This is a genomic window from Agromyces sp. GXQ0307 (assembly GCF_044769845.1).
In the GTDB taxonomy this organism is placed as follows: Bacteria; Actinomycetota; Actinomycetes; order Actinomycetales; family Microbacteriaceae; genus Agromyces.
In genome coordinates, this window is sequence record NZ_JBIZVY010000004.1 from 353,547 (window position 1) to 376,645 (window position 23,099).

At 69.0% G+C, this 23,099-nt stretch carries 19 protein-coding genes; 9 read left to right on the forward strand and 10 right to left on the reverse strand.

From position 1 onward, the window contains the following. Window position 1: 1 nt before the first annotated feature. From gyrA to dnaA, 6 genes are all read right to left on the reverse strand, one after another. Window positions 2-2,515 carry a DNA gyrase subunit A gene (gene gyrA, locus ACIQH8_RS16125; RefSeq protein WP_401000780.1) on the reverse strand — a complete coding sequence of 838 codons (2,514 nt, stop codon included), beginning with the start codon at window positions 2,513-2,515 and terminating at the stop codon, window positions 2-4. A 79-nt stretch (window positions 2,516-2,594) separates the two neighbouring features. Next, window positions 2,595-4,616, reverse strand: a complete 2,022-nt coding sequence (gene gyrB, locus ACIQH8_RS16130; RefSeq protein ID WP_401000507.1) for a DNA topoisomerase (ATP-hydrolyzing) subunit B — start codon at window positions 4,614-4,616, stop codon at window positions 2,595-2,597. A gap of 124 nt (window positions 4,617-4,740) precedes the next feature. Beyond that, a complete protein-coding gene (locus ACIQH8_RS16135) occupies window positions 4,741-5,220 on the reverse strand; it encodes a DUF721 domain-containing protein (RefSeq protein ID WP_401000509.1) in 480 nt (159 codons plus the stop codon). After that, complete coding sequence (recF, locus tag ACIQH8_RS16140; RefSeq protein ID WP_401000511.1) at window positions 5,213-6,493, reverse strand: DNA replication/repair protein RecF; 1,281 nt, start codon at window positions 6,491-6,493, stop codon at window positions 5,213-5,215. Before recF ends, ACIQH8_RS16135 begins: the two co-directional genes overlap by 8 nt. Before the next feature lie 68 nt (window positions 6,494-6,561). Beyond that, on the reverse strand, window positions 6,562-7,716 hold the full coding sequence (gene dnaN / locus ACIQH8_RS16145) for a DNA polymerase III subunit beta (protein WP_401000782.1): 1,155 nt from the start codon (window positions 7,714-7,716) through the stop codon (window positions 6,562-6,564). A gap of 467 nt (window positions 7,717-8,183) precedes the next feature. Further along, window positions 8,184-9,680, reverse strand: coding sequence for a chromosomal replication initiator protein DnaA (gene dnaA, locus ACIQH8_RS16150; protein WP_401000513.1), 1,497 nt, complete (start codon window positions 9,678-9,680; stop codon window positions 8,184-8,186). A 411-nt stretch (window positions 9,681-10,091) separates the two neighbouring features. Between dnaA and rpmH the strand changes: the two genes are divergently transcribed. From rpmH to ACIQH8_RS16195, 9 genes are all read left to right on the forward strand, one after another. Next, entirely contained in the window at window positions 10,092-10,229 is a 138-nt protein-coding gene (rpmH, locus tag ACIQH8_RS16155; protein WP_064002918.1) for a 50S ribosomal protein L34, read from the forward strand. An 8-nt stretch (window positions 10,230-10,237) separates the two neighbouring features. Beyond that, the gene (gene rnpA / locus ACIQH8_RS16160; protein ID WP_401000516.1) at window positions 10,238-10,660 is read left to right on the forward strand and encodes a ribonuclease P protein component; all 423 of its coding nucleotides are present in this window, start codon (window positions 10,238-10,240) and stop codon (window positions 10,658-10,660) included. 1 nt (window position 10,661) lies between these two features. Beyond that, window positions 10,662-11,171, forward strand: a complete 510-nt coding sequence (yidD, locus tag ACIQH8_RS16165; protein WP_401000518.1) for a membrane protein insertion efficiency factor YidD — start codon at window positions 10,662-10,664, stop codon at window positions 11,169-11,171. Between the two features lie 9 nt (window positions 11,172-11,180). Next, entirely contained in the window at window positions 11,181-12,158 is a 978-nt protein-coding gene (gene yidC / locus ACIQH8_RS16170; RefSeq protein ID WP_401000520.1) for a membrane protein insertase YidC, read from the forward strand. Between the two features lie 4 nt (window positions 12,159-12,162). Next, window positions 12,163-12,660, forward strand: a complete 498-nt coding sequence (locus ACIQH8_RS16175; protein ID WP_401000522.1) for a protein jag — start codon at window positions 12,163-12,165, stop codon at window positions 12,658-12,660. Between the two features lie 26 nt (window positions 12,661-12,686). Then, window positions 12,687-13,343: a 16S rRNA (guanine(527)-N(7))-methyltransferase RsmG gene (gene rsmG / locus ACIQH8_RS16180; protein WP_401000524.1), complete on the forward strand. Its 657-nt coding sequence runs from the start codon at window positions 12,687-12,689 to the stop codon at window positions 13,341-13,343. 96 nt (window positions 13,344-13,439) lie between these two features. Beyond that, window positions 13,440-14,507 (forward strand): S66 peptidase family protein, encoded by a 1,068-nt coding sequence (locus ACIQH8_RS16185; RefSeq protein ID WP_401000526.1) that lies wholly within the window; start codon window positions 13,440-13,442, stop codon window positions 14,505-14,507. Window positions 14,508-17,237: 2,730 nt separating this feature from the next. Continuing rightward, window positions 17,238-18,119: a ParA family protein gene (locus tag ACIQH8_RS16190; protein ID WP_401000784.1), complete on the forward strand. Its 882-nt coding sequence runs from the start codon at window positions 17,238-17,240 to the stop codon at window positions 18,117-18,119. Then, on the forward strand, window positions 18,119-19,096 hold the full coding sequence (locus ACIQH8_RS16195; protein WP_401000528.1) for a ParB/RepB/Spo0J family partition protein: 978 nt from the start codon (window positions 18,119-18,121) through the stop codon (window positions 19,094-19,096). Before ACIQH8_RS16190 ends, ACIQH8_RS16195 begins: the two co-directional genes overlap by 1 nt. Before the next feature lie 52 nt (window positions 19,097-19,148). Here ACIQH8_RS16195 and ACIQH8_RS16200 read toward each other — a convergent pair whose 3' ends face one another. From ACIQH8_RS16200 to trxB, 4 genes are all read right to left on the reverse strand, one after another. Then, window positions 19,149-20,108: a D-alanine--D-alanine ligase gene (locus tag ACIQH8_RS16200; protein WP_401000530.1), complete on the reverse strand. Its 960-nt coding sequence runs from the start codon at window positions 20,106-20,108 to the stop codon at window positions 19,149-19,151. Between the two features lie 16 nt (window positions 20,109-20,124). Further along, complete coding sequence (locus ACIQH8_RS16205; RefSeq protein ID WP_401000531.1) at window positions 20,125-21,447, reverse strand: PLP-dependent aminotransferase family protein; 1,323 nt, start codon at window positions 21,445-21,447, stop codon at window positions 20,125-20,127. A 153-nt stretch (window positions 21,448-21,600) separates the two neighbouring features. Beyond that, window positions 21,601-21,924 carry a thioredoxin gene (gene trxA, locus ACIQH8_RS16210; RefSeq protein WP_401000532.1) on the reverse strand — a complete coding sequence of 108 codons (324 nt, stop codon included), beginning with the start codon at window positions 21,922-21,924 and terminating at the stop codon, window positions 21,601-21,603. Between the two features lie 78 nt (window positions 21,925-22,002). After that, complete coding sequence (gene trxB, locus ACIQH8_RS16215; protein WP_401000534.1) at window positions 22,003-23,013, reverse strand: thioredoxin-disulfide reductase; 1,011 nt, start codon at window positions 23,011-23,013, stop codon at window positions 22,003-22,005. Window positions 23,014-23,099: the final 86 nt, after the last annotated feature.

Below are 23,099 nucleotides of genomic sequence, written 5' to 3' on the forward strand. Positions count from 1 at the left end.
CTCACTCCTCTCCCGCGGTCTCCGCCGCTTCGGACTCAGCGGTCTCTTCCACCAGGTTCCGCTCGGAATTCTTCGCGATCGCGATGATGCGATCGTCCGCGACGAACTTCGCGAACACGACGCCCATCGTGTCCCTGCCCTTGGCCGGGACCTCGGCGACGTCAGAGCGTACCACCTTGCCGCTGGCAAGAACCACGAGGACCTCGTCCTCCCGCGCGACGGTGAGCGCACCCGCGAGATCGCCTCGATCGTCGCTCAGCTTGGCCACCTTGATGCCCAGGCCGCCGCGTTGCTGCTTGCGGTACTCCTCGATCCGCGTGCGCTTCGCGTACCCGCCCTCGGTCACGACGAAGACGTACGTGTTCGCGGCGCTGTGCTTCTGCCCAGTGGCATCGGCGGGCGCATCCGCGCCGTCGTCGCCGTTCGAATGGGGCACGACGGATGCCGCGAGCAGCTCGTCGCCCGGGCGGAAGCTCATGCCCTTCACGCCGGAGGTCGACCGGCCCATCGGGCGAAGCGCCTCGTCGGTCGCCTCGAAGCGGAGCGACATGCCCTTCTTGGACACGAGCAGGATCTCGTCGTGCTCGTCGACCAGCATCGCGGAGACGAGCTCGTCGCCCTCGCGCAGGTTGATCGCGATCACGCCGCGCGAGCGGTTCGTGTCGTACGCCGTGAGGTCGGTCTTCTTGACCAGGCCGTCGCGCGTGGCGAGCACGAGGAAACGGGCGACCGCGTAGTCGCGGATGTCGAGGATCTCGGCGATCTCCTCATCGGGCTGCAGCTCGAGGAGGTTGGCGACGTGCTGGCCCTTGGCGTCGCGGCCGGCCTCCTGGATCTCGTACGTCTTCGCGCGGTACACGCGGCCCATGTTCGTGAAGAAGAGGAGCCAGTGGTGCGTCGTCGTCACGAAGAAGTGGTCGACGACGTCGTCGGCGCGCAGCTGCGCGCCCTTGACGCCCTTGCCGCCGCGGTGCTGCGACCGGTAGTTGTCGCTCCGCGTTCGCTTGATGTATCCGCCGCGGGTGACGGTGACGACCATCTCCTCTTCCGGGATCAGGTCTTCCACGGACATGTCGCCGTCGAAGCCGGGGACGATGTGCGTGCGACGCTCGTCGCCGAACTTGTCGACGATCTCGCGGAGCTCGTCCGCGATGATCGTGCGCTGACGCGCCGGGGTCGCGAGGATGTCGCGGTAGTCGGCGATCTGCCGTTCCAGCTCGGCCGCCTCGTCCATGATCTTCTGTCGCTCGAGCGCGGCGAGGCGGCGCAGCTGCAGCTCGAGGATGGCGCGGGCCTGGAGCTCGTCGATGTCGAGCAGCTTCATCAGTCCGTCGCGGGCGTCCTCCGCGGTCGCCGAGCGGCGGATGAGTGCGATGACCTCGTCGAGCGCGTCGAGCGCCTTGAGGTAGCCGCGCAGGATGTGCATCCGCTCCTCAGCCTTGCGCAGGCGGAACTCGGTGCGGCGGACGATCACGTCGACCTGGTGGTCGACCCAGTGCGAGATGAAGCCGTCGATCGACAGGGTGCGGGGCACGCCGTCGACGATCGCGAGCATGTTGGCGCCGAAGTTGTCCTGCAGCTGCGTGTGCTTGTACAGGTTGTTCAGCACGACCTTGGCGACCGCGTCGCGCTTCAGGACGATCACGAGGCGCTGGCCGGTGCGACCCGACGACTCGTCTCGGATGTCGGCGATGCCGGCGAGCTTGCCGTCCTTCACCAGGTCGGCGATCTTGATCGCCAGGTTGTCGGGGTTCACCTGGTACGGGAGCTCGGTGACGACGAGGCAGGTGCGACCCTGGATCTCCTCGACGTTGACGACCGCGCGCATCGTGATCGACCCGCGGCCGGTGCGGTACGCGTCGTGGATGCCCTTCACGCCGAGGATCTGCGCGGCCGTCGGGAAGTCCGGGCCCTTGATCCGCTGGATCAGCGCGTCCTGCAACTCCTCGCGCGAGGCATCCGGGTTCTCGAGCGCCCACAGGGCGCCGTCGGCGACCTCGCGGAGGTTGTGCGGCGGGATGTTGGTCGCCATGCCGACCGCGATACCGACCGAGCCGTTGACGAGCAGGTTCGGGAACCGGCTCGGCAGGACGGTGGGCTCCTGCGTGCGACCGTCGTAGTTGTCCTGGAAGTCGACGGTCTCTTCCTCGATGTCGCGCACCATCTCCATGGCGAGCGGCGACATCTTGGTCTCGGTGTACCGGTGCGCGGCCGCGCCGTCGTTGCCGGGCGAGCCGAAGTTGCCCTGCCCGAGCGCGAGCGGGTAGCGCATCGCCCACGGCTGCACGAGCCGCACGAGCGAGTCGTAGACGGCGCTGTCGCCGTGCGGGTGGAACTGCCCCATGACGTCGCCGATGACGCGCGTGCACTTCGAGAACGCGCGGTCGGGCCGATATCCGCCGTCGTACATCGTGTAGATGACGCGGCGGTGCACGGGCTTCAGGCCGTCGCGGACGTCGGGCAGCGCGCGCCCGATGATCACGCTCATCGCGTAGTCGAGGTACGAGCGCTGCATCTCGAGGTGCAGGTCGACCTGGTCGATGCGCCCGTGGATGCCGAAGCCCTCCCCGCCGGGGACGCCGGGCTCGATCGTGTCAGATGTCAAGGAAACGCACGTCCTTCGCGTTCTTCTGGATGAATGCCCGGCGCGACTCCACGTCATCGCCCATCAGGGTCGAGAAGATCTCGTCGGCCGCTGCGGCGTCGTCCATCGTGACCTGCAACAGGGTGCGGGTCTCGGGGTTCATGGTGGTGTCCCACAGTTCCTGGTGGTTCATCTCGCCGAGGCCCTTGTAGCGCTGGACGCCGTTCTCCTTGGGCAGGCGGCGACCCGCGGCCTGGCCGTCGGTGATGACCGCGTCGCGCTCCCGGTCGGAGTACACGTAGTCGTGATCGGCGTTCGACCACTTGATGCGGTACAGCGGCGGCTGCGCGAGGTAGACGTAGCCCATCTCGATCAGCGGCCGCATGTACCGGAACAGCAGCGTGAGCAGCAGCGTGGTGATGTGCTGGCCGTCGACGTCGGCGTCGGCCATGAGCACGATCTTGTGGTATCTGGCCTTCTCGGGGTTGAAGTCCTCGCCGATGCCCGTGCCGAACGCCGTGATCATCGCCTGGATCTCGGCATTGCCGAGCGCCCGATCGAGGCGCGCCTTCTCGACGTTCAGGATCTTGCCGCGCAGCGGCAGGATCGCCTGCGTCTCGGGGTTGCGGCCGGTCTTGGCCGAGCCGCCGGCCGAGTCGCCCTCGACGAGGAAGATCTCCGAGACGGTCGGGTCCTTGCTCGTGCAGTCCGAGAGCTTGCCGGGCATGCCGCTGGTCTCGAGGAAGCCCTTGCGGCGGGTCGCCTCGCGCGCCTTGCGCGCGGCGATGCGGGCGGTGGCCGCCTGCTGCGCCTTGCGGATGATGTCACGAGCCTGGTTCGGGTTGCGGTCGAACCAGTCGCCGAGCTGGTCGCCGACGACGCGCTGCACGAACGACTTCGCCTCGGTGTTGCCGAGCTTGGTCTTGGTCTGGCCCTCGAACTGCGGCTCGGAGAGCTTGACCGAGATCACTGCGGTGAGGCCCTCGCGCACGTCGTCGCCGGAGAGGTTGTCGTCCTTCTCCTTGATGATGCCCTTCTCCCGCGCGTAGCGGTTCACGAGCGTCGTGAGCGCCGCGCGGAACCCCTCCTCGTGCGTGCCGCCCTCGTGCGTGTTGATCGTGTTCGCGTACGTGTGGACCGACTCGGTGTAGGCGGTCGTCCACTGCATCGCGACCTCGAGCGCGATGTTGCGCTCAGTGTCCTCCGCCTCGAACGAGATGATCTCGTCGTTGACGAGCTCGGCCTTCTTGGTCTTGTTGAGGTACTCGACGTAGTCGACGAGCCCGCGCTCGTAGAGGAACGTGTCGGTGCGCTGGACCGGGATGGTGATCGCGCCCGTGGTCGGGGTGTCCTCCGGGTCGATCTCGACGTGACCGGCGCGCAGGTCGGTCAGCGTGATCCGAAGGCCCTTGTTGAGGAACGCCATCTGCTGGAAACGGGCGCGGAGGGTCTCGTAGTCGAACTCGACCGTCTCGAAGATCTCGGCGCTCGGCCAGAAGATCGTCGTGGTCCCGGTCTCCGACTCGGGGATCGTCTCGCCCTTCGCGAGCGGCGCGTCGGGCACGCCGACCGTGTACGACTGACGCCAGATGTGCCCCTGGCGCCTGACCGCGACGTCGAAGCGGCTCGAGAGCGCGTTCACGACGGACGCGCCGACGCCGTGCAGGCCGCCCGAGACCGCGTACCCGCCGCCGCCGAACTTGCCGCCGGCGTGGAGCACGGTGTGGACGACCTCGACGGTCGACCGGCCCTCGGTGCGGTGGATGTCGACCGGGATGCCGCGTCCGTCGTCGACGACCCGGACGGCGCCGTCGTCGAGGATCGTCACGTCGATGTTCGTCGCATACCCCGCGAGCGCCTCGTCGACGGAGTTGTCGACGATCTCGTAGACGAGGTGGTGGAGCCCGCGTGGCCCGGTCGAGCCGATGTACATGCCGGGGCGCTTCCGAACCGCTTCGAGGCCCTCGAGAACCTGGATCGCGTCGGCGCCGTATTCAGGCGCACCCTGGGCCTTCGTCGGTTCCGCTGTCATGGGTGAATCGGGCTCCAAACCGTCGTTCTGGCGACTCTCGATCCTATCAACTCCCGGTCGCCGCCCGAATCGCTCCGCGCCGATCTGAGGGCTCGAGAACGATGAAGTGACCGATTTTGCCGTTTCAGCCGTAGGTGTCGCGCGGACCGCGCCCTGGAACCGATCTGGGACCCTTTTTCCAGGTGGGGGCATCCGGGCCCTGGAAACGGATGGTGTCGACCCCCGCCCGCGGGTGCCGCTCGAGGATGGCGCGGATGAGCTCCTCTCGCATCATGCGCAGCTGCGTCGCCCAGGCGGTCGACTCGCAGCGCACCTGGAGCACCCCGCCCTCGATCGCGATCGGCTCGGAGTGCCGGGCGATGTCCTCGCCGGCGATCTCCGGCCAGGCCGAGAGCAGTTCCTGCTGGGAGAGCGCGCCGGTCCAGCCGAGCTGCGCCGTCAGCGCGTCGATCGCGGCACCGAGGGGCCTCGGGTCTCGCCCGGGCGCGAACGGCTCGCTGCCCTCGACGTCGCGAACCCGCGCTCGGGCCCGTCCGGGGCGGATCCGCGGCTCTCCGCCGAAGATCTCGCGGAAGTGCTGGTAGGTGCGCGCGGCCTCAGACACCGGATGCCTCCGACGGCATGGATTCTGCCACTGCCGGGCCGACGGATGCTGCGGCCTCGCGATGCGGTTCGGCCCCGTCGTCAGTCGACGGCTCCGGGACATCGACGACCTCGCCGGCCGCGATGCGGATGACGCGGTGCGAGAGCGGTTCGGGCACGTCCTCGAGCACCGCGGCCGTGATCAGCACCTGTTCGTAGCCGCCGACGGCGGCCGCGAGTCGTTCGCGGCGGAGGCGGTCGAGTTCGGCGAAGACGTCGTCGAGCACGAGCACCGGGTCGCCGGTCGACGAGTCGCGGCGGAGCAGCTCGGCCGAGGCCAGCCGCAGCGCGAGCGCGAACGACCAGGACTCGCCGTGACTCGCGTAGCCCTTCGCCGGCAGACCGTTGAGCAGGAGCAGCACGTCGTCGCGGTGCGGGCCCGCGAGCGTCACGCCGCGCTCGAGCTCCTTGCGCCGCAGTGAGGTGAGCGCCGCGGAGAACCGTTCCGCCGTGGTCGCGCGGCCGACCCCGGCCTCGGCGGTGCCTCCGGTGCTCGACGCCGCTGCGGCATCCGTCGTCTCGTCGTCGGGATCGGCGCCGTCGATCGAGAGCACGTGCTGCAGCTCGGGGCGGTGGTCGTCGTCGACGATCGATCGGTACGCGGCCGCCAGCGGCGCCCGGAGCTCGGACACGAGGTCGTCCCGTCGGTCGATGAGCTCGGCACCGAGCTCGACGAGCCGTTCGTCCCAGATGTCGAGGGTGGTCAACTGCGAGGCCGGGAGCCCGCGGGCGCGGGCGCTCTTCAGCAGCGAGTTCCGCTGCTTGAGCACGCGGTCGTAGTCGGCCATCACCCCCGCGAGCCGCGGCATCCGCTGCACGAGCAGCCCATCGAGCATGCGCCGGCGCACCGACGGCTCGCCCCGGACGATCGCCAGGTCCTCCGGCGCGAACAGCACCGTGTGCGCGTAGCGCGGCAGGTCGCGCGGCTTGGCCGCCGCGCGGTTCACCTGGGCGCGATTCGCGCCCAGGCGGTTGAGCTGCAACTCGAGCAGCACCTCCCGGCCACCGGAGGACAGCAGGGCCCGAACGATCGCGGCGTCCGCTCCGGCTCGGATGAGAGCCTGGTCGCTCGAGACGCGATGCGATCCGAGCGTGGCGAGGTACCCGACGGCCTCGACGAGGTTCGTCTTGCCCTGCCCGTTGCGCCCGACGATCACCGTCGCACCCGGCTCGATTGAGAGTTCGGCCGAACGGTAGTTGCGGAAGTCGGTGAGCGAGAGCCTCGCGACGTGCACGGTGCGGCTCCCTTCTCGCGAACCACCACGGTACCCGCCCGCGCCGACATCGCGGCCGCGGGGTCGGCCTACCGCAGGAGCAGGTTCGGCTGCAGGAGGTAACGGTAGCTGTCGGCGCCGGCCTGCTCGCGGGAGGTCTGGCTGGTGATGAGCACCGGGCCGGGCTTGTTCGGATTCTCGGTCTTGGTGAACGAGATGCGCACGAACTCGCTCGGCACCGCCTGCAGGCCGTCGAGGAGGAACTGCGGCTTCAGCGACACGACGGTCTCGTCGCCCGTGAGGATGGCATCGATCGATTCGGACGCCTGAGCCTGCTCGCTGCCGATGGCCTCGAGCGTGAGACCGTCGGCCGTGAACGAGTAGCGGAGCGCGGCCTCGCGCTCGAGCACGAGGGCGACGCGACGGGTCGCCTCGATGAGCTCGGCGGTGTTCATGACGGCGTAGTTGTCGACGGTGTCGGGGAAGAGCCGGCGGACTGGCGGGAAATTGCCCTTGATGAGCAGGCTCGTGACGGTCTTGCGGTCGGCCGAGAACGCGATGAGCTCGCGGTCGTCGCGGCTCGTGATCGCGACCGAGATCGTGCCCGAGTGGCCGAAGGTCTTGCCGACCTCCTGCAGGGTGCGCGCGGGGACGAGCGCGGTCGTCGTCGCGTCGCCCTCGCCGGCGACCCCGCCGCCGTCCCAGTCGATCTCGCGGATCGCGACCCGGTAGCGGTCGGTCGCGACGAGGCTCAGGTTCGTCTCGCGGACCTCGAGCTGCACACCGGTGATGACCGGGGTGACGTCGTCACGGGATGCCGCGACCGCGACCTGGGCGACGGCCGACGCGAACTCCTCGGCGGGAACGACGCCGGTCTGCTCGCCGATCTCGGGGATCGACGGGTACTCCTCGACCGGCATCGAGAGCAGGGTGAAGCTCGCCGACCCGCAGGTGACGGAGATGCGCGACTCCTCGGTCGACACGCGCACGGGCGCGTTCGGCAGGCGACCGGCGATCTCAGCGAGCAGGCGACCCGATACGAGGACCGTGCCCGGCTCCTCGACGTCGGCCTGGATCTCGGTGCGCGAGGACACCTCGTAGTCGAAGGACGAGAGGACGAGCCCGTCGCCCTCGGCCTGGATCAGCACCCCGGACAGGATCGGAAGGGTCGTGCGCTGCGGGAGGAGCTTGACGGCGAACGACACGGCCTCACTGAAGACGTCGCGATTGACCTGGAACTTCACGGTTCTCCCGTCGTGGAGGTGCTGGATGGCTCCCATGCTATCCGGACGCTCGTTTCCGACGCGGAGTTTTCGGGCCCTGCGATGCGACGTCCCGTCGGCTCGACGGCCCCCGGTCCCAGGTTGCCGAACGCCGTGGGTTAATCCATCTATCTCTTAACGGTGTTAACCGGTGTGGAAACTGTGGATGGCGTTCGGAGATCCGCGAACTGGTGCCGATCGAGGGGCATCGAGGCTGTGCACGGTGTGTGGAAACCGGCGAACGGGACATCCGTCGTCATCGACCGGCGTTCGGAGTTGTGCACAGGCCTGCGGGGCGTCTCAACAGTCGTGGCGCGGTTGCTCGTTAACAATCCACAGATTTTCCACACCTGTGCGGAATCGTGTCGGCGAGCTCTCAGGAAGCGCCGCGGAGCGGCCCGAGGGCACGCCGACGAGCCGCGCGAGGGCGCGGCATCCGTCGCCCCGGATCAGCGGTAGCGGGCGGTCTGCTTGATGCGTGCGGTCAGCTCGGTGACCTGGTTGTAGATCGAGCGTCGCTCCTTCATGAGCTCCGAGATCTTCTTGTTCGCGTACATCACGGTCGTGTGGTCGCGGTTGCCGAACAACTGGCCGATCTTCGGCAGGCTGAGGCTCGTGAGCTCGCGGCAGAGGTACATCGCGATCTGGCGAGCGGTCGCGACGGCCTGCGAGCGGCTCGACCCGTAGAGGTCGTCGACCGTGAGCTTGAAGTAGTCGGCGGTCGCCGTGATGATGTCGACCGGCGCGACGACATTGTCCGTGTCATCCGTGATCAGGTCCTTCAGGACCGTCTGCACGAGCGGCATGTCGACGGGCGTGCGGTTCAGGCTCGCGAACGCCGTCACTCGGATCAGCGTGCCCTCGAGTTCGCGGATGTTGCTCGAGACCTTCGACGCCATGTACTCGAGGATGTCGTCGGGCACCTGGAGGTGCTCGTTCTGCGCCTTCTTTCGGAGGATCGCGATGCGCGTCTCGAGGTCGGGCGCCTGCACGTCGGTGATCAGGCCCCACTCGAACCGACTGCGCATGCGGTCCTCGAAGCCCGTGAGGTGCTTCGGCGGCACGTCGCTGGTGATCACGACCTGCTTGTTGTGGTCGTGCAGCGTGTTGAAGGTGTGGAAGAACGCCTCCTGCGTCTCCGCCTTGCCCTGCAGGAACTGGATGTCGTCGATCAGCAGGATGTCGATGTTGCGGTAGCGCTGCTGGAAGAGGGAGCCGCGGTTGTTCGCGATCGAGTTGATGAAGTCGTTCGTGAACTCCTCGGACGATACGTACCGCACGCGGATGCCCGGGTAGAGGCTCATCGCGTAGTGGCCGATGGCGTGCAGGAGGTGCGTCTTGCCGAGACCCGAGTCGCCGTAGATGAACAGCGGGTTGTAGGCCTTGGCCGGCGCCTCGGCGACCGCGACCGCGGCCGCGTGCGCGAAGCGGTTCGACTGACCGATCACGAAGCTGTCGAACGAGTACTTCGGGTTGAGCCGCGCGTCGCGCGGTCGGTCGACGCTGCCGCTGCCGCTGTCGAAGATGGGCTGCGGCCCGACCGGGACGTCATCGCTGCCGTCCAGGCCGACGGCGCCGGCGGCCATGCCGATACCGCCCATTCCCGGCGCGGTCGTTCCGACGGATGCCGCGGGGCCCATGGGGCCGTTCAGGTCGGGCTCCACCGGACGCAGCTGCTCGAGCTCGGGGTTCACGACCACGTAGAACGACGTCACCGGCGAGGGCGCCTCGATCGCGCTCATCGCCGAGAGCAGCGACACCCGCATCCGCTGGTTGAGCATGCTCGCGGTGAAGTCGTTCGGCACCTCGAGATAGAAGGTGCCCGCCGCGATGCCCTTCGGCTCGACGAGGTTCAGGAAACCCTGGAGCATCGGCGTGATCGCCTCGTCGTCGGAGAGTCGCTCGAGGACCGTCGCCCACGTCTCGCTGATGGGCTGTTCCGTCATCGCTCCCCGCAATCTCTCGCACCGTTCGGCGGCCGCTCGTCGCTCCCCCGAGCGATTCGGCGGAGCGGCCCGAAGGCGTCTGTTCACAGCGTTCTCCACCGCCTGTGAGCAGAGTTGCGAGAACCGCGTGATTCCGCCGACGAGGCTGGGGATAACTGGTGTCACACGCTAGCGAATCGGGCCTGCTCCGACAAATGCCGTGTGGAGGATCCGGCGCGCCACGGCGTGTCGGTCCCGTCGGCAACCTGTGGATCGGTGGAGAATGTCCCTTCCGATGTGCGCTCGGTTTGACCGTGGCATCCGCAAGCCGTAGTTTTAATCAGTTGACCGCAGCCCTTTCGGGCACCGAGTTCTCCCCGCCGGCGCACCTGTGACGCGTCCGTGCGCGGAATTTCCCAGCCGGAGAAGAAGATGAGCAAGCGTACGTTCCAGCCCAACAACCGTCGTCGCGCCAAGAAGCACGGCTTCCGCGCCCGCATGCGTACGCGTGCCGGCCGCGCGATCCTCTCGGCCCGTCGCTCCAAGGGCCGCACCGAGCTCTCCGCGTAAGTTCCTCGGTGCTCGCCAAAGCCAACCGCATCACGAGCGCCGATGACTACCGGTTCATCGTGCGCCGTGGTGCGAAGGTCGCCGGCCCCCACACCGTGAGCTACGTCCGCTCACGGGAGGCGGGTTCCGACGCGCGCTTCGGCTTCATCGTGTCCAAGAAGGTCGGCACCGCCGTCCGGCGCAACCTGGTTCGTCGTCGGTTGAAGGCGGCCGGCCGCGAGTTCGTCGACGGTGGAGTCACCGCCGTCGACGTCGTCGTCCGTGCGCTGCCGAGCGCATCCGGCGCCCGCTTCGCAGAGCTCCGCGACGAGCTCGGCGCAGCCCTGACGTCGCGTTCCGGCCGCCGCGGCCAGACCGCCCCCCCGCGCGATGCGTCGTCGAGTTCCGACTCCGACGCGTCGGTCGCCGCCGTCCGACCGGAAGTGCGTTGATGTGAAGAACCTCGCCTGGTTCGTCTGGCTCCTGCCCCGGAATGCGGGCGTGCTGCTGATCCGCGCGTATCGGGCCGTGGTCTCGCCCCTCTACGGCGACGTCTGCCGGTACTACCCCTCGTGCTCGGCCTATGGGCTCGGCGCCGTGCAGCATCGCGGACTGGTCGTCGGTTCGGCGCTCACGGCGTGGCGTATCGTCCGCTGCAACCCCTGGTCCGCCGGCGGGATCGACGACGTGCCCCTGCCTCGCGTCCGACGGTTCCACGTCACCCGGTTCGGTCTCGTGGTTCCGGCCGGCTGGGCCCGAGCGGCGGCCTCGAACGCTCCTCATGCCCGAAGCGGTCGCCGACGCGCCGGCGTCCCGATCGCCGCGGACCCCCATGGCGGGCACATCCGCACGCACGATCGGCCGCACCCCCACGACCACTCCCCGGCCGGCAGCTCAGTGGCATCCGCCTCGCCCCGCCTCGCGGAACCCGAACTCTCCCCCATCACGTCCCGGAAGGACTGACCCGCCCCCATGGACATCTTCAGCATTCTCCTGTGGCCCATCAAATGGGCCATCGAGCTGATCCTCGTCGCGTTCCACTCGCTGTGGACGTTCCTCGGGATGGACCCCGACGCGGGCCTCACCTGGGTGCTCGCCATCGTCGGCCTCGTCATCGTGGTGCGCGCCGCGCTGATCCCGATCTTCGTTCGCCAGATCAAGAGCCAGCGCCGGATGCTCGAGGTTGCGCCGCAGCTGAAGAAGATCCAGGACAAGTACAAGGGCAAGAAGGACCAGTTCTCGCGCGAGGCGATGTCGCGCGAGACCATGGAGCTCTACAAGCGGACCGGCACGAATCCGCTCTCTTCGTGCCTTCCCCTGCTGCTCCAGATGCCGATCTTCTTCGGCCTGTTCTCGGTGCTCAACGACGCGTCGATCCACGCGGACCGGGGCGGTGTGGGTGTCCTCACGCCGACGCTCGCCGAGTCGTTCTCGAACGCGACGTTCCTCGGCGCGCCCCTCAACTCGACCTTCATCGGCGAGTGGAACGCGATGATGGCGGGCGAGCCGTTCAGCGCGTCGACCATGTTCGTCGCCGTCACGATGATCATCCTGATGACCGCGTCGCAGTTCATCACGCAGCTCCAGATCGTCTCGAAGAACATGTCGCCCGAGACCAAGGCGAGCCCGATGTTCCGCCAGCAGCGGATCCTGCTCTACCTGCTCCCGCTCGTCTTCGCCTTCTCGGGTGTCGCCTTCCCCCTCGGCGTGATGTTCTACTGGCTCGTGTCGAACTTCTGGACCATGGGCCAGCAGTTCATCGTCATCCGCAACATGCCCACGCCCGGCAGCGATGCCGCCAAAGCACGTGAGGCACGCCTGGCTCGCAAGGGCAAGCTCGTGGTCGAGACCAAGGCGGACGGCGAGGACGCCGAACCGCAGAAGCCCGTGACGACGCAGCGGCAGCAGCCCATGGGCAAGAACCGCTCGAAGAAGCAGAACAGGAAGTGACCCGATGACGGACGTCCAGCACGACGCCGCGACCCGAACCCTCGAGCAGCTCGAGGAGGAGGGCGACATCGCGGCGGACTACATCGAGGAGCTGCTCGACATCTGCGACCTCGACGGCGACATCGACATCGATGCCCGCAACGGCCGCGCATACGTCTCCGTTCACGCCGCCGACGCGGCGGACCTCGCGGTCCTCTCACGGCCCGACACGGTGACGGCCCTGCAGGAGCTGACGCGCCTGGCCGTGCAGACGAAGACCGGCGCGTTCTCTCGCCTGATCCTCGATGTCGGCGGGTCGCGTGACGCACGCCGCGAAGAGCTCGGGCGCCTGGTCGCTCGCGCGGCCGAGCGCATCGAGACCGGTGCGTCGGAGGCCGCGCTTCCGCCGATGTCGTCGTACGAGCGGAAGCTCGTCCACGACCTCGTCGCGGAGCGCGGACTGCACTCCGAGTCGCGCGGTGAAGGCGCAGACCGCCACACGGTGATCACGCGCGCGGGTTGATCCCCGACCGACGTTTCACGTGAAACATGACTGACTCCGTCCCCGCACCGTCGAACGGCCTCGAACCGGAGCCGCCGTCGGCCGCGACCGTGTTCGGCGACCGCCTCGACGTCGCACGAACGTTCACCGAGAACCTCGCTCGACATGGTGAGGAGCTCGGGTTGATCGGCCCGCTCGAGCTGCCGCGGCTGTGGTCCCGTCATGTCGTGAACTCGGGTCTCGTCGCTCCCCTGCTCCGTCCGGGTCGCGTCGGAGACGTCGGGTCCGGAGCGGGTCTGCCGGGTCTCGTGCTCGCGATCGCGCGTCCCGACGTGCAGCTCACGCTGATCGAGCCGATGGAGCGGCGCGTCGCGTGGCTCGAGCGCCAGGTCACCGAGCTCGCCCTCGCCAACGTCGACGTCGTGCGTGCTCGCGCCGAGGACGTCAAGCTGAAGGGTCGTTTGGATCAGGTGACGGCTCGGGCGGTGAGCGCGCTCCGCACGCTGATCCCCATCACCGCTCCCCTCCTCCGCCCCGGCGGAGAGCTCGTGCTCATGAAGGGCAGCGGGGTCGACGGAGAGATCGGCGCTGCCGAGAAGGCGATCCGCAAGTACCGCCTCACCGACGTCGAAGTCGTCGTGCTCGGCGAGGGCGTGGTCGATGACGTGACCCGTGTCTTCCGGGCGCGCGTCCCGTCCGAGTAGCCGTCTCGCGCCCGGCGGCGTTCCCGCAGGCTCACGGGACGCGGTCGGTGTCATCACCTCGTACCGCGCCACGGCGTGATGCGAGATGATCGGCGGATGGCGTTGCATCGCGTGATCCAGCCACCCAAGGCTCGGCCCGGCGACCGGGTCGCCGTGGTGTCTCCCGCGTGGGCGGCGCCGGCGCACTTCCCCGCGATCCACGAGCAGGCGATGCGGCGTCTCACCGAACTCACCGATCTCGTTCCGGTCGAGTACCCCACGACTCGACGCGCAGATGCGTCGCCCGCGGATCGCGCGGCCGATCTGATGGCCGCATTCACCGATCCGTCCATCCGTGCCGTGCTCGCGACGATCGGCGGAGACGATCAGATCCTGGTCATCCCGCACCTGGACCCCGCCGCGGTCATCGATGATCCGAAGCCCTTCGTCGGGCACAGCGACAACACCAACCTCCACAACTGGCTCTGGACGAACGGCGTCGCCAGCTTCTACGGCGGGAGCACGCAGGTCCACCTCGGTGCGGGACCGGCGGTCGACGACGTGCACGCACGCTCCTTGCGCGCCGCGCTCCTCGACGGCGGCGAGCTCGAGGTCGTCGATCCCGGCGAATCGGAGGACGTCGGCGTGCCCTGGGAGGATCCGCGTTCGCTGACGGATGCTGTCCCACGCGAACCGACCGAGCCGTGGATCTGGGCGGGCGCGTCGACTCCGGTGAGCGGCCCGACATGGGGCGGATGCCTCGAGGTCATCGACCAGATCCTCGTGGCGGACCGGTTCCCATTCCCACCGGAGGCGCTGGAGGGCTCCGTGCTGCTGATCGAGACCAGCGAGCTGCTTCCACCGGCGGATTGGGTCGCGAGGATCGTGCGCGCGATGGGAGAACGCGGCCTGCTCGACCCGCTCGCCGCCGTGGTCGCGGCTCGGCCGCCGACGAGCTCGCATGAGGAGGTGCCGCCGGCGGCGGAACGAAACGTTCGGCGATCGGCGCAGCGCGATGCCATCCTGGCCGAAGTGGCTCGGTACAACCCTGACGCCGTCGTCTGCGTGGGACCGCCGTTCGGACACACGAGGCCGCAGTGGATCCTGCCGCACGGCGGAGTGATGAGCCTCGATCCGACGACGCGGTCGATCACCGCGGACTACGGTCCCGTCGCCGGCGAATAACCGCGCGCACTCGACGTTTCACGTGAAACATCGAGGCGGGATCGTGCCGGCCCGCCGAAAGTGATGGCTCGGCATCGCTCACCGGGTCGGGCATCGGCGCGCGTATGCCGTGATGACCCCTCGCGCCCTCGCCGAGCCCGACTTCGGGGAGCGATCCAGCAGCCTGGTGGATCGGCCGACTGATGCGTTCAGTCGCTGCCGGTGTCCTATTCACGCTTCTGGAGGTCCAGCGGACCGTGGTGGGCTCGGCGAGCTGACGTCGTCGCGGCACGCCCTGCGCACGCCGTCCGCAGCGGGCGGGCCGTGCGACTCGACCGGCTCCCGGGAGACTGCCGTTCCGATCCCAGATCGATGTTTCACGTGAAACGCCGACTCCGACCATGCTGCCGGCGGCGGCAGGACTGCCGCGATGAGCTCGACATGAGATGGCCGGCCACCCGATCCTGATTCGCTCCAGTCCGGTCCTGACGCGAAGGCGGAGCGGGCGGGCCGTCGGATGCAAGGTGCAGCGGGTCGAGGTCCGCGTCACTCTCCCGCCCCGGCCCCGGCGTCAACGCTCATCGGGAGGGCGCTCGGTCGGCTCGTGAGCGCAGCGCGGGTACGGCGCGCGGCCGCACCTCGGGCACCTCGCCCGTTTCACGTGGAACCTGGCAGCGGTGGGTGATGGTCACGGGACCTCATCGCTCACCGCCGACCTGCCTCGCCTCGTGCTGGTCGCCCGCGTCCTCGGTCGCGGCGTCCGCACCGGTCGACGGCCTCGACGACCGACCTCCTCGGGGACACGCACCTCCGCCGTGCAGCTTCCCCCGTAGAAGCCGTGTCGACCTCAGGCGCGGCCAGCAGCGCTGGCGCGGTCCGCCGTGCACCATGCGGTGGATCAGACCCATGAGTCCTCCGGGGCTTGCGAGACGCTCCACGACCGGCCCGCAATCACTCGCGGCGGACGGCGATGGGCATCCACCTGGCATTCCATCCGGCGATGAGCCGATCGGGGCGACGATTCCGTCGAGCGGCTCGCTCCCGGCGGTGCCCGGCCCTGCCGAGCAGTCCGGGGTCGCGATCCGCAATGGATTGCGATGTACCGGCGACCGGCGGCACGCATGGAGTGATCCTTGACAGCGGTGCGTACGTTCCTTGGGCCGACCTCAATTCGCGCGAGGACCGCTACGGCAGTGACGGTGACCATGGTGGCGACCCGTGACGACGCGCGGCACCTCCAGGACAGCGAACCGCACGGTGGCCCGCGACCAGGCTGCCGCTGCCACCGAATCGAGGCAGCCCGGTCGGACGCGCCTGTCTCGAGCATGGTGTCACCCTGAGCAGTTGGACTCGAAGCGCGCGCTTCGCCCCGGAGCCGTTCACGCCTCGGCGATCGCTCCGAGGTGCCGTCAGACCTCTCCCCAGGCGCGATTCGAACCGGTGGACCTCGACGACGAGATCGTCGTGCGGGGGCGCTCCGTCGACGTGCAGGACGGACGCCATGTTTCACGTGAAACAGTGCACGAGTTGGCAGCTCGGAATGCTTCGCCGAGTTCGCCCTTCGAGAGCGGCACGCTGCTCCGGGGTCGGCATCGGCGATTAGGCTTGGGGCTCGAAGCGATCGCACGACGATGCACGGTGCGAGATCTCGGAACGGGTCAGGAGTGGGGCATGGCGAACGGTGGCCGCGGCTGGTTCCAGCGGAGGAAGCCGCAGTCCGACCCCGTTGCGCCGGTGCCGAAGCAGCGTGAACCGGAACTCACGCGCATCGAGGCCTACGAGGCGCAGCGCCGCACCGACGCTGCCGAGGCGGCGAGGAGCCGGGCGACCCAGGACGGCCAGCCCGACTTCGATTCGCTGCTGCGACCCGCCGCCCGGAGTGGTCCGAGCGGGGAGCGACCAGAAGGCGTGTCCGCATCGCCGGCGCAGCGCGACCCGCGGGCGGGCACCGCCCGACCGGAGGACGAGGCCGACCGTCGTTGGGCGCCGCCGGACACTGCGTGGCGAGGGCGGGCGGACCTCGGGGCGTCTCAGGCCACCGGCGTCACGTCTCCTCGGCCCGAGACTCTGCAGCCGACCGATTCATCCGCTCCGGCCGACGCCGACGACTCGAGGCCAGACATGGAGACGCCGGCCCGGCGTGTGTCGGGTGCCGAATCGAACGGCCCGCCGTCGGCACCGCGGTACGACTGGGACGCGGCGACGGCCGCGGCACTGTCCGAGGATGCAGAGCCCCAGGCCGCGCCCACGAGCCACCCACTCCCCCACAGCGACCCGGACAAGCTCCTGGAGGACATCATTCGGGAGATCGTGGGTGACGCGACCGCCGAGACGGTCTCGAGCCTGCATCAACCACGGCCCGCGAGCCGCACTGAACCGCAGATCCCCGTCGTCGAAGACGCGGGGTCGGAATCCCGAACACTGACCGAGTCGAACGACTCGTCCGAGTCGCCGCCGGAGTCGTCCGCGCCGGGCCCCGCTGACGACACCCTCGACGGCGACGTGACCCCGCGCGTCGACGGCGACCGGACCGACGTCGCGCCCGGAGCGGGCCCGGAATCGGAGTACACGTCCGCGGAGTCGTATGCTGTCGGGGCGGGCGATGAGCCGTCGGCCGTGCCCGGTGAGGTTGGTGTGGAACGAGCCGAGCCGGCCTCCCACCCGTACGCCGCTGCGACGAGTCACGCGGTCGCCGCCGGTCCACTCGGATCGGTTTCACGTGAAACATCAGAATCACACGGAGGAACTCCACTGGCCGATCAGCTTGCCGACGAGACCCGGCGCCGTCTCGCGCTCGACCAGGCCGTGCTGCCGCTTCCCGAGACGACCCGTGTCTTCACGATCTCCAACCAGAAGGGCGGAGTCGGGAAGACGACCTCGGCGGTCAATCTCGCCGCGGCGCTGGCTCGCGCCGGAGCTCACGTCCTCGTCGTGGACCTCGATCCGCAGGGCAACGCCTCGACGGCCCTCGGCGTCGATCACCGCTCCGAACTGCAGAGCGTCTACGAGGTGCTCGTCTCCGACCTCCCCATCGCCGATGTCGTGCAGCCGTCGACCGAGCACGAGAACCTCGACTGCGTTCCGGCGACCATCCACCTCGCGGGTGCCGAGATCGAACTCGTGTCGCTGGTCGCACGCGAGCAGCGACTGCGTCGCGCGCTCGACGCGCATCTCGCGGCGATGGAGCGCCCCTACGACTACGTCTTCATCGACTGCCCCCCGTCGCTCGGACTCCTCACGATCAACGCCTTCGTCGCCGCGCGCGAGGTCCTCATTCCGATCCAGTGCGAGTACTACGCGCTCGAAGGGCTGTCGCAGCTGCTGAGCAACATCGAACTCATCGAGCGTCACCTCAACCCCGAACTTCGGCTGTCGACGATCCTGCTCACCATGTACGACTCGCGCACGAACCTCGCCCAGCAGGTGGCCCAGGAGGTCCGCGACCACTTCCCCACCCAGACGCTCGACACGATCATCCCGCGCTCGGTTCGCGTCTCCGAGGCCCCGAGCTACGGGCAGAGCGTGATCAGCTACGACTTCGCGTCCACCGGATCCCTCTCCTACCGCGAAGCGGCAGCGGAGATCGCCTTGCGTGGGACGCGGAATGCGTCCGAAGAGAAGGAGTCCGACTGATGGCGACCAAGCGCACTGGACTCGGGCGCGGGATCGGCGCCCTGATCCCGACCACGGAGGACGCGGCGCCGAGGGCGGCCCGACCGGTCGATGTGTTCTTCCCTGATTCCGAGGCGCCGAAGACGGCGGTCGCCGCCGTCGAGAACGCGGTCGAGGCGAACCTCGTGACCGTACCGGGGGCCCATCTCGCGCGCCTGAACCCCGACGACATCGTCCCGAATGCCCAGCAGCCCCGGTCCGTCTTCGACCCGGAGGACCTCGAAGAACTGGTGCACTCGGTCCGCGAGTTCGGCGTCCTGCAGCCGATCGTCGTCCGGCCGCACCCCGACGCGCCGGGTAAGTACGAGCTCGTCATGGGCGAGCGCCGACTCCGAGCGACCAAGGCGGCCGGTCTCGACTCCATTCCAGCCGTCGTCAAGGACACCGCGAACGAGGCGATGCTCCGTGATGCGCTGCTCGAGAACCTGCACCGCTCGCAGCTGAACCCGCTCGAGGAGGCATCCGCGTACCAGCAGCTCCTCGCCGACTTCGGCATCACGCAGGAGGAGCTCGCGTCGCGGATCGGACGGTCTCGGCCTCAGATCTCCAACACGCTGCGACTGCTGAAGCTGCCCGAGCCGGTTCAGGTGCGGGTCGCAGCGGGGGTGTTGAGTGCCGGCCACGCCCGGGCGATCCTGGCCGCCGGCGACGCGGAGGCCATGCAGCGGCTCGCAGACAAGATCGTGAACGAGGACCTGTCGGTTCGCGCGGCGGAGTCGATCGTCTCCGCAACACCGAAGCCGGCACGGGTGAAGCCCGCCGCCGGCAAGCGACAGGAGTTCCTCGACGACCTGTCGACGCGACTCGGTGACCGTCTCGACACTCGGGTGAAGATCTCGCTGGGTGCCAGAAAAGGCCAGATCAACATCGATTTCGCGACGGTCCAGGACTTGCGGCGTATCCTCGTGGAACTCGGCGAGAACCTCGAAGGGCTCTGAGCGGCGCTGAGTCGCCCGTCGGAGCGCCGACCCGACCGCCGCAGCGGGCCGATCAGGCGCCGCGCCGCGCCGCCGTGCGAACGAGCCCGTCGTAGACCGTCGACGCATCGGTGTCGGACGCCTCGATCGCGAGCGGCACGAGCGAGGTTTCGGTGAGCCCGGGCAGCACGTTCGCCTCGAGGAACCAGGGCGTGCCCTGTTCGTCGACGATGAGGTCGACGCGCGAGATGTCGCGGAGTCCGAGCGCGCGGTGCGCGCGGAGCGCCGCAGCCGTCGCGCGCTCGACGGCCTCCTCCGGCAGGCGGCACGGCGAGAAGAACGTGGTCTCCCCCGCGTTGTACCTCGCCTGGAACGAGTACACGCCGGCCGACGGCACGATCTCGACCGCAGTGAGGGCGCGCGGCGCGCCATCCGTCTCGACGACCGCGATCGCCAGTTCGGTGCCGAACACGCGGCGCTCGACGACGGCGACGTCGGCGTAGGTGAACGCGTCGACCATGGCGCGCGGAAGGTCGGCGGGTGCCTCGACGATCGTCACGCCCTGTGCGGAACCGCCGGAGCCCGGCTTCACGACGAGGTCTCCCGGCAGTGCGTCGCGGACCACGCGGAGGACGCTCGCGGCCCCGAGCTCTCGGAACGCCTCGTGCGAGAGCACGATCGATTCGGGAACCGCGCCGCCGGCGGACGCGACGAGCGAACTCGCCACCGGCTTCGACCATGCCCGACGAGCAGCGGCACCTGTCGAGCCGACCGTGGGGATGCCCAGCGCGGCGAGCAGCTCGAGCAATGTCCCGTCTTCGCCGCTCGATCCGTGCAGTGCGGGGAACACGACGTCGGGTCGGTGCTCGGCGAGATACGGCAGGAGGTTGGCGTCGGGATCGCGCAGTTCGACGCGATGACCCACCTCGGTCAGCGCGTCGGCGACGCGCCGGCCGGAGCGCAGTGAGACGTCGCGCTCGTGGGAGATGCCCCCGGCGAGCACGACGACGGAGAGGCCGGTGGAATCGCTCATGATCAGGGGTTCTCCACTACTTGAGGTCGGTGGGCGGTGCAAGTTCGATGCCGGGGCGATCGGGGAGTTGGAGGGTGCCGGTGCCGGCGAACGTGTCGAGGAGGTCGAGCTCGCCGTTGACGACCGTCGCGAGGCGGCGGATCCCGAGGCGGATGGCGTCGGGCGTCGGGTAGCAGAACGACAGCCGCATCGCGTGGCGACCGCGCCCGTCGGCGAAGAAGGCGGTGCCTGGCGTGTAGGCGACGAGTTCGCGGACGGCGCGCGGCAGCATCTGCTTCGAGTCGAGCACGTCGGGGAGGGTCACCCAGACGTAGAACCCGCCGTTCGGGTCGGTCCACGACAGTTGCGGCAGGTACTCCCCCAGCGCCTCGATCATCGCGTCCTTGCGTTCGCGGTAGACCCCTCGGAACGCATCGATCTGCCCGCGCCAGTCGGCCTGCGAGAGGTACTCCGACACGACGAGCTGGCTGAACGAGGACGGCGAGAGGATCGCCGACTCGGCGGCGAGGATGAGCTTCTCGCGGATCGCGTGCGGCGCGAGCGCCCAGCCGACCCGGAAGCCCGGGGCGAGCGTCTTCGAGAACGAGCCGAGGTAGATGACGCCCTCGGGATCCATCGACCGGAGGGCGTCGGGCGCGGGCTCGTCGAAGTGCAGGAGGCCGTAGGGGTTGTCCTCGAGCACGAGGATCTCGTTCGCGCGGCAGATCTCGAGGATCTCGGGTCGCCGCGCTGCGGAGAGCGTGACCCCCGCGGGATTGTGGAAGTTCGGGATCGTGTAGAGGAACTTGATGCGGCGTCCCTGGCCGCGCAGGTGCGCGATCGTCTCGCGGAGCGCCTCGGGGATGAGACCCTCGTCGTCCATCGCGACGTGCACGACCGAGGCCTGGTACGAGCGGAACACGCCCATGGCGCCGACGTAGGACGGCGCCTCGGCGAGCACCACGTCGCCGGGATCGAGGAAGAGCTTCGCGACGAAGTCGAGGGCCTGCTGGGACCCGGTCGACGTCACGACGTTGTCGACCGAGGCGCGGATGCCCTCGAGCGACATGACCTCGAGGATGTGCTCGCGCAGTGAGGGGATGCCCTGTCCGGAGCCGTACTGCAGTGCGACCGGCCCCTGCTCGCGCATCGTCCGCTCGAACGCGGAGGTGATGAGCTCCTGCGGAAGCGCCGAGACGAAGGGCATGCCGCCCGCGAGCGAGACGACCTCGGGCCGTGACGCCACGGCGAACAGTGCGCGCACCTCGGAGGCGGCGAAGCCGGCGGCTCGCTCGGCGTAGTTCGCGTACCACGGGTCGAGGTTGTTGCCGGCCCGCTCGGGCACTCCGTCAGAGGTCACTGCTGGATTCCGTTCTGCTCAGGCTCTCCATGCTAGCCAGCGCCGTCGAAGCGCCCGAACCGGATGCCGACGCGTGACGCCGCACTCCCCGCGACGCCGAGGGCCCGCAACCGCTTGAAACGGTTACGGGCCCTCGGGTCGATCAGGCGACGGTCAGCCGATGAACTCGGCCAGGTCCTGCTCGAGGATCGGCTTCGGCTTCGCCCCGATGACGGTGCGGACGACCTCGCCGCCCTTGAAGACCTTCATCGCCGGAATCGCGGTGATCTGGTACTTCATCGCCAGGCCGGGGTTCTCGTCGACGTTGAGCTTGACGATGTCGAGCTTGTCGGAGTGCTCGGTGGCGATCTGGTCGAGGATCGGGCTCACCGCGCGACACGGGCCGCACCACTCGGCCCAGAAGTCGACGAGGACGGCCTTGTCGTTCTGGAGGACCTCCTGCTCGAAGGTGGCCTCGGACACTGCACGTGCGGTCATGGGTTGTCTCCTTTGGTGGAAGCGTGGGTCGGCGACATCACGGATGCATGCCGCCGTCGGCATCTACGTCGTCGGAACTCAGCGCGAGGCGTCGGCGAGATCGGCGGCCACGAGGTGGTCGACCTCCGCCGCCTCGGCGGATGCCTCGACGGGCTGGTCGTCGGTGTCCTCGAGGGCCGCGAGGTAGTGCTCCGCGTCGAGCGCGGCGACCGTGCCGGAGCCCGCCGCGGTGACCGCCTGCCGGTAGGTCGGGTCGATCACGTCGCCGGCGGCGAACACGCCGGGCACCGAGGTGCGCGACGATCGGCCGTCGACCGAGATCGTGCCCTCGGCCGTGAGCTCGAGCTTGCCGTGCACCAGGTGCGTGCGCGGGTCGTTGCCGATCGCGACGAACAGGCCGTCGAGGTCGAGCGCGCGGACGTCGCCCGTGACGGTGTCGGTCAGCGTGACACCGGTCACGGCGGTGTCACCGTGGATCGCCGAGACCTCGGCGTTCCACACGAACTCGATCTTCGGGTTGTCGAAGGCGCGCTGCTGCATGATCTTCGACGCCTTGAGCTGGTCGCGGCGGTGGATCACGTAGACCTTGTCGGCGAAGCGGGTGAGGAAGGTCGCCTCCTCCATCGCGGAGTCACCGCCGCCGACGACCGCGATGGTCTTCTCGCGGAAGAAGAAGCCGTCGCACGTGGCGCACCACGACAGGCCGTGGCCCGAGAGCCGCTCCTCCTCGGGCAGGCCGAGCTTGCGGTAGGCCGAGCCCGTCGCGAAGATGATCGCCTTCGCCTCGTGCTCGCCGCCGTTGCCGAGCCTGACGCGCTTCACGGGGCCGTCGACGTCGAGCTCCACGACGTCGTCGTAGACGACCTCGGTGCCGAAACGCTCGGCCTGGGCCTGCATCTTCCCCATGAGGTCGGGGCCCATGATGCCGTCGGGGAAGCCGGGGAAGTTCTCGACCTCGGTCGTGTTCATGAGCTCGCCGCCGATCTCGACGGAGCTCGCGACGAGCAGCGGCTTCAGCTCGGCCCGGGCCGCGTAGATGGCGGCGGTGAATCCCGCCGGACCTGACCCGATGATGATGATGTCGCGCAAACCCGCTCCTGTCGTTCCGTGCGATGCCGCGGCATCCTACTCACCGGATGCCACGACATGGTGAACACAGTCTAGGCGGCGCCTAT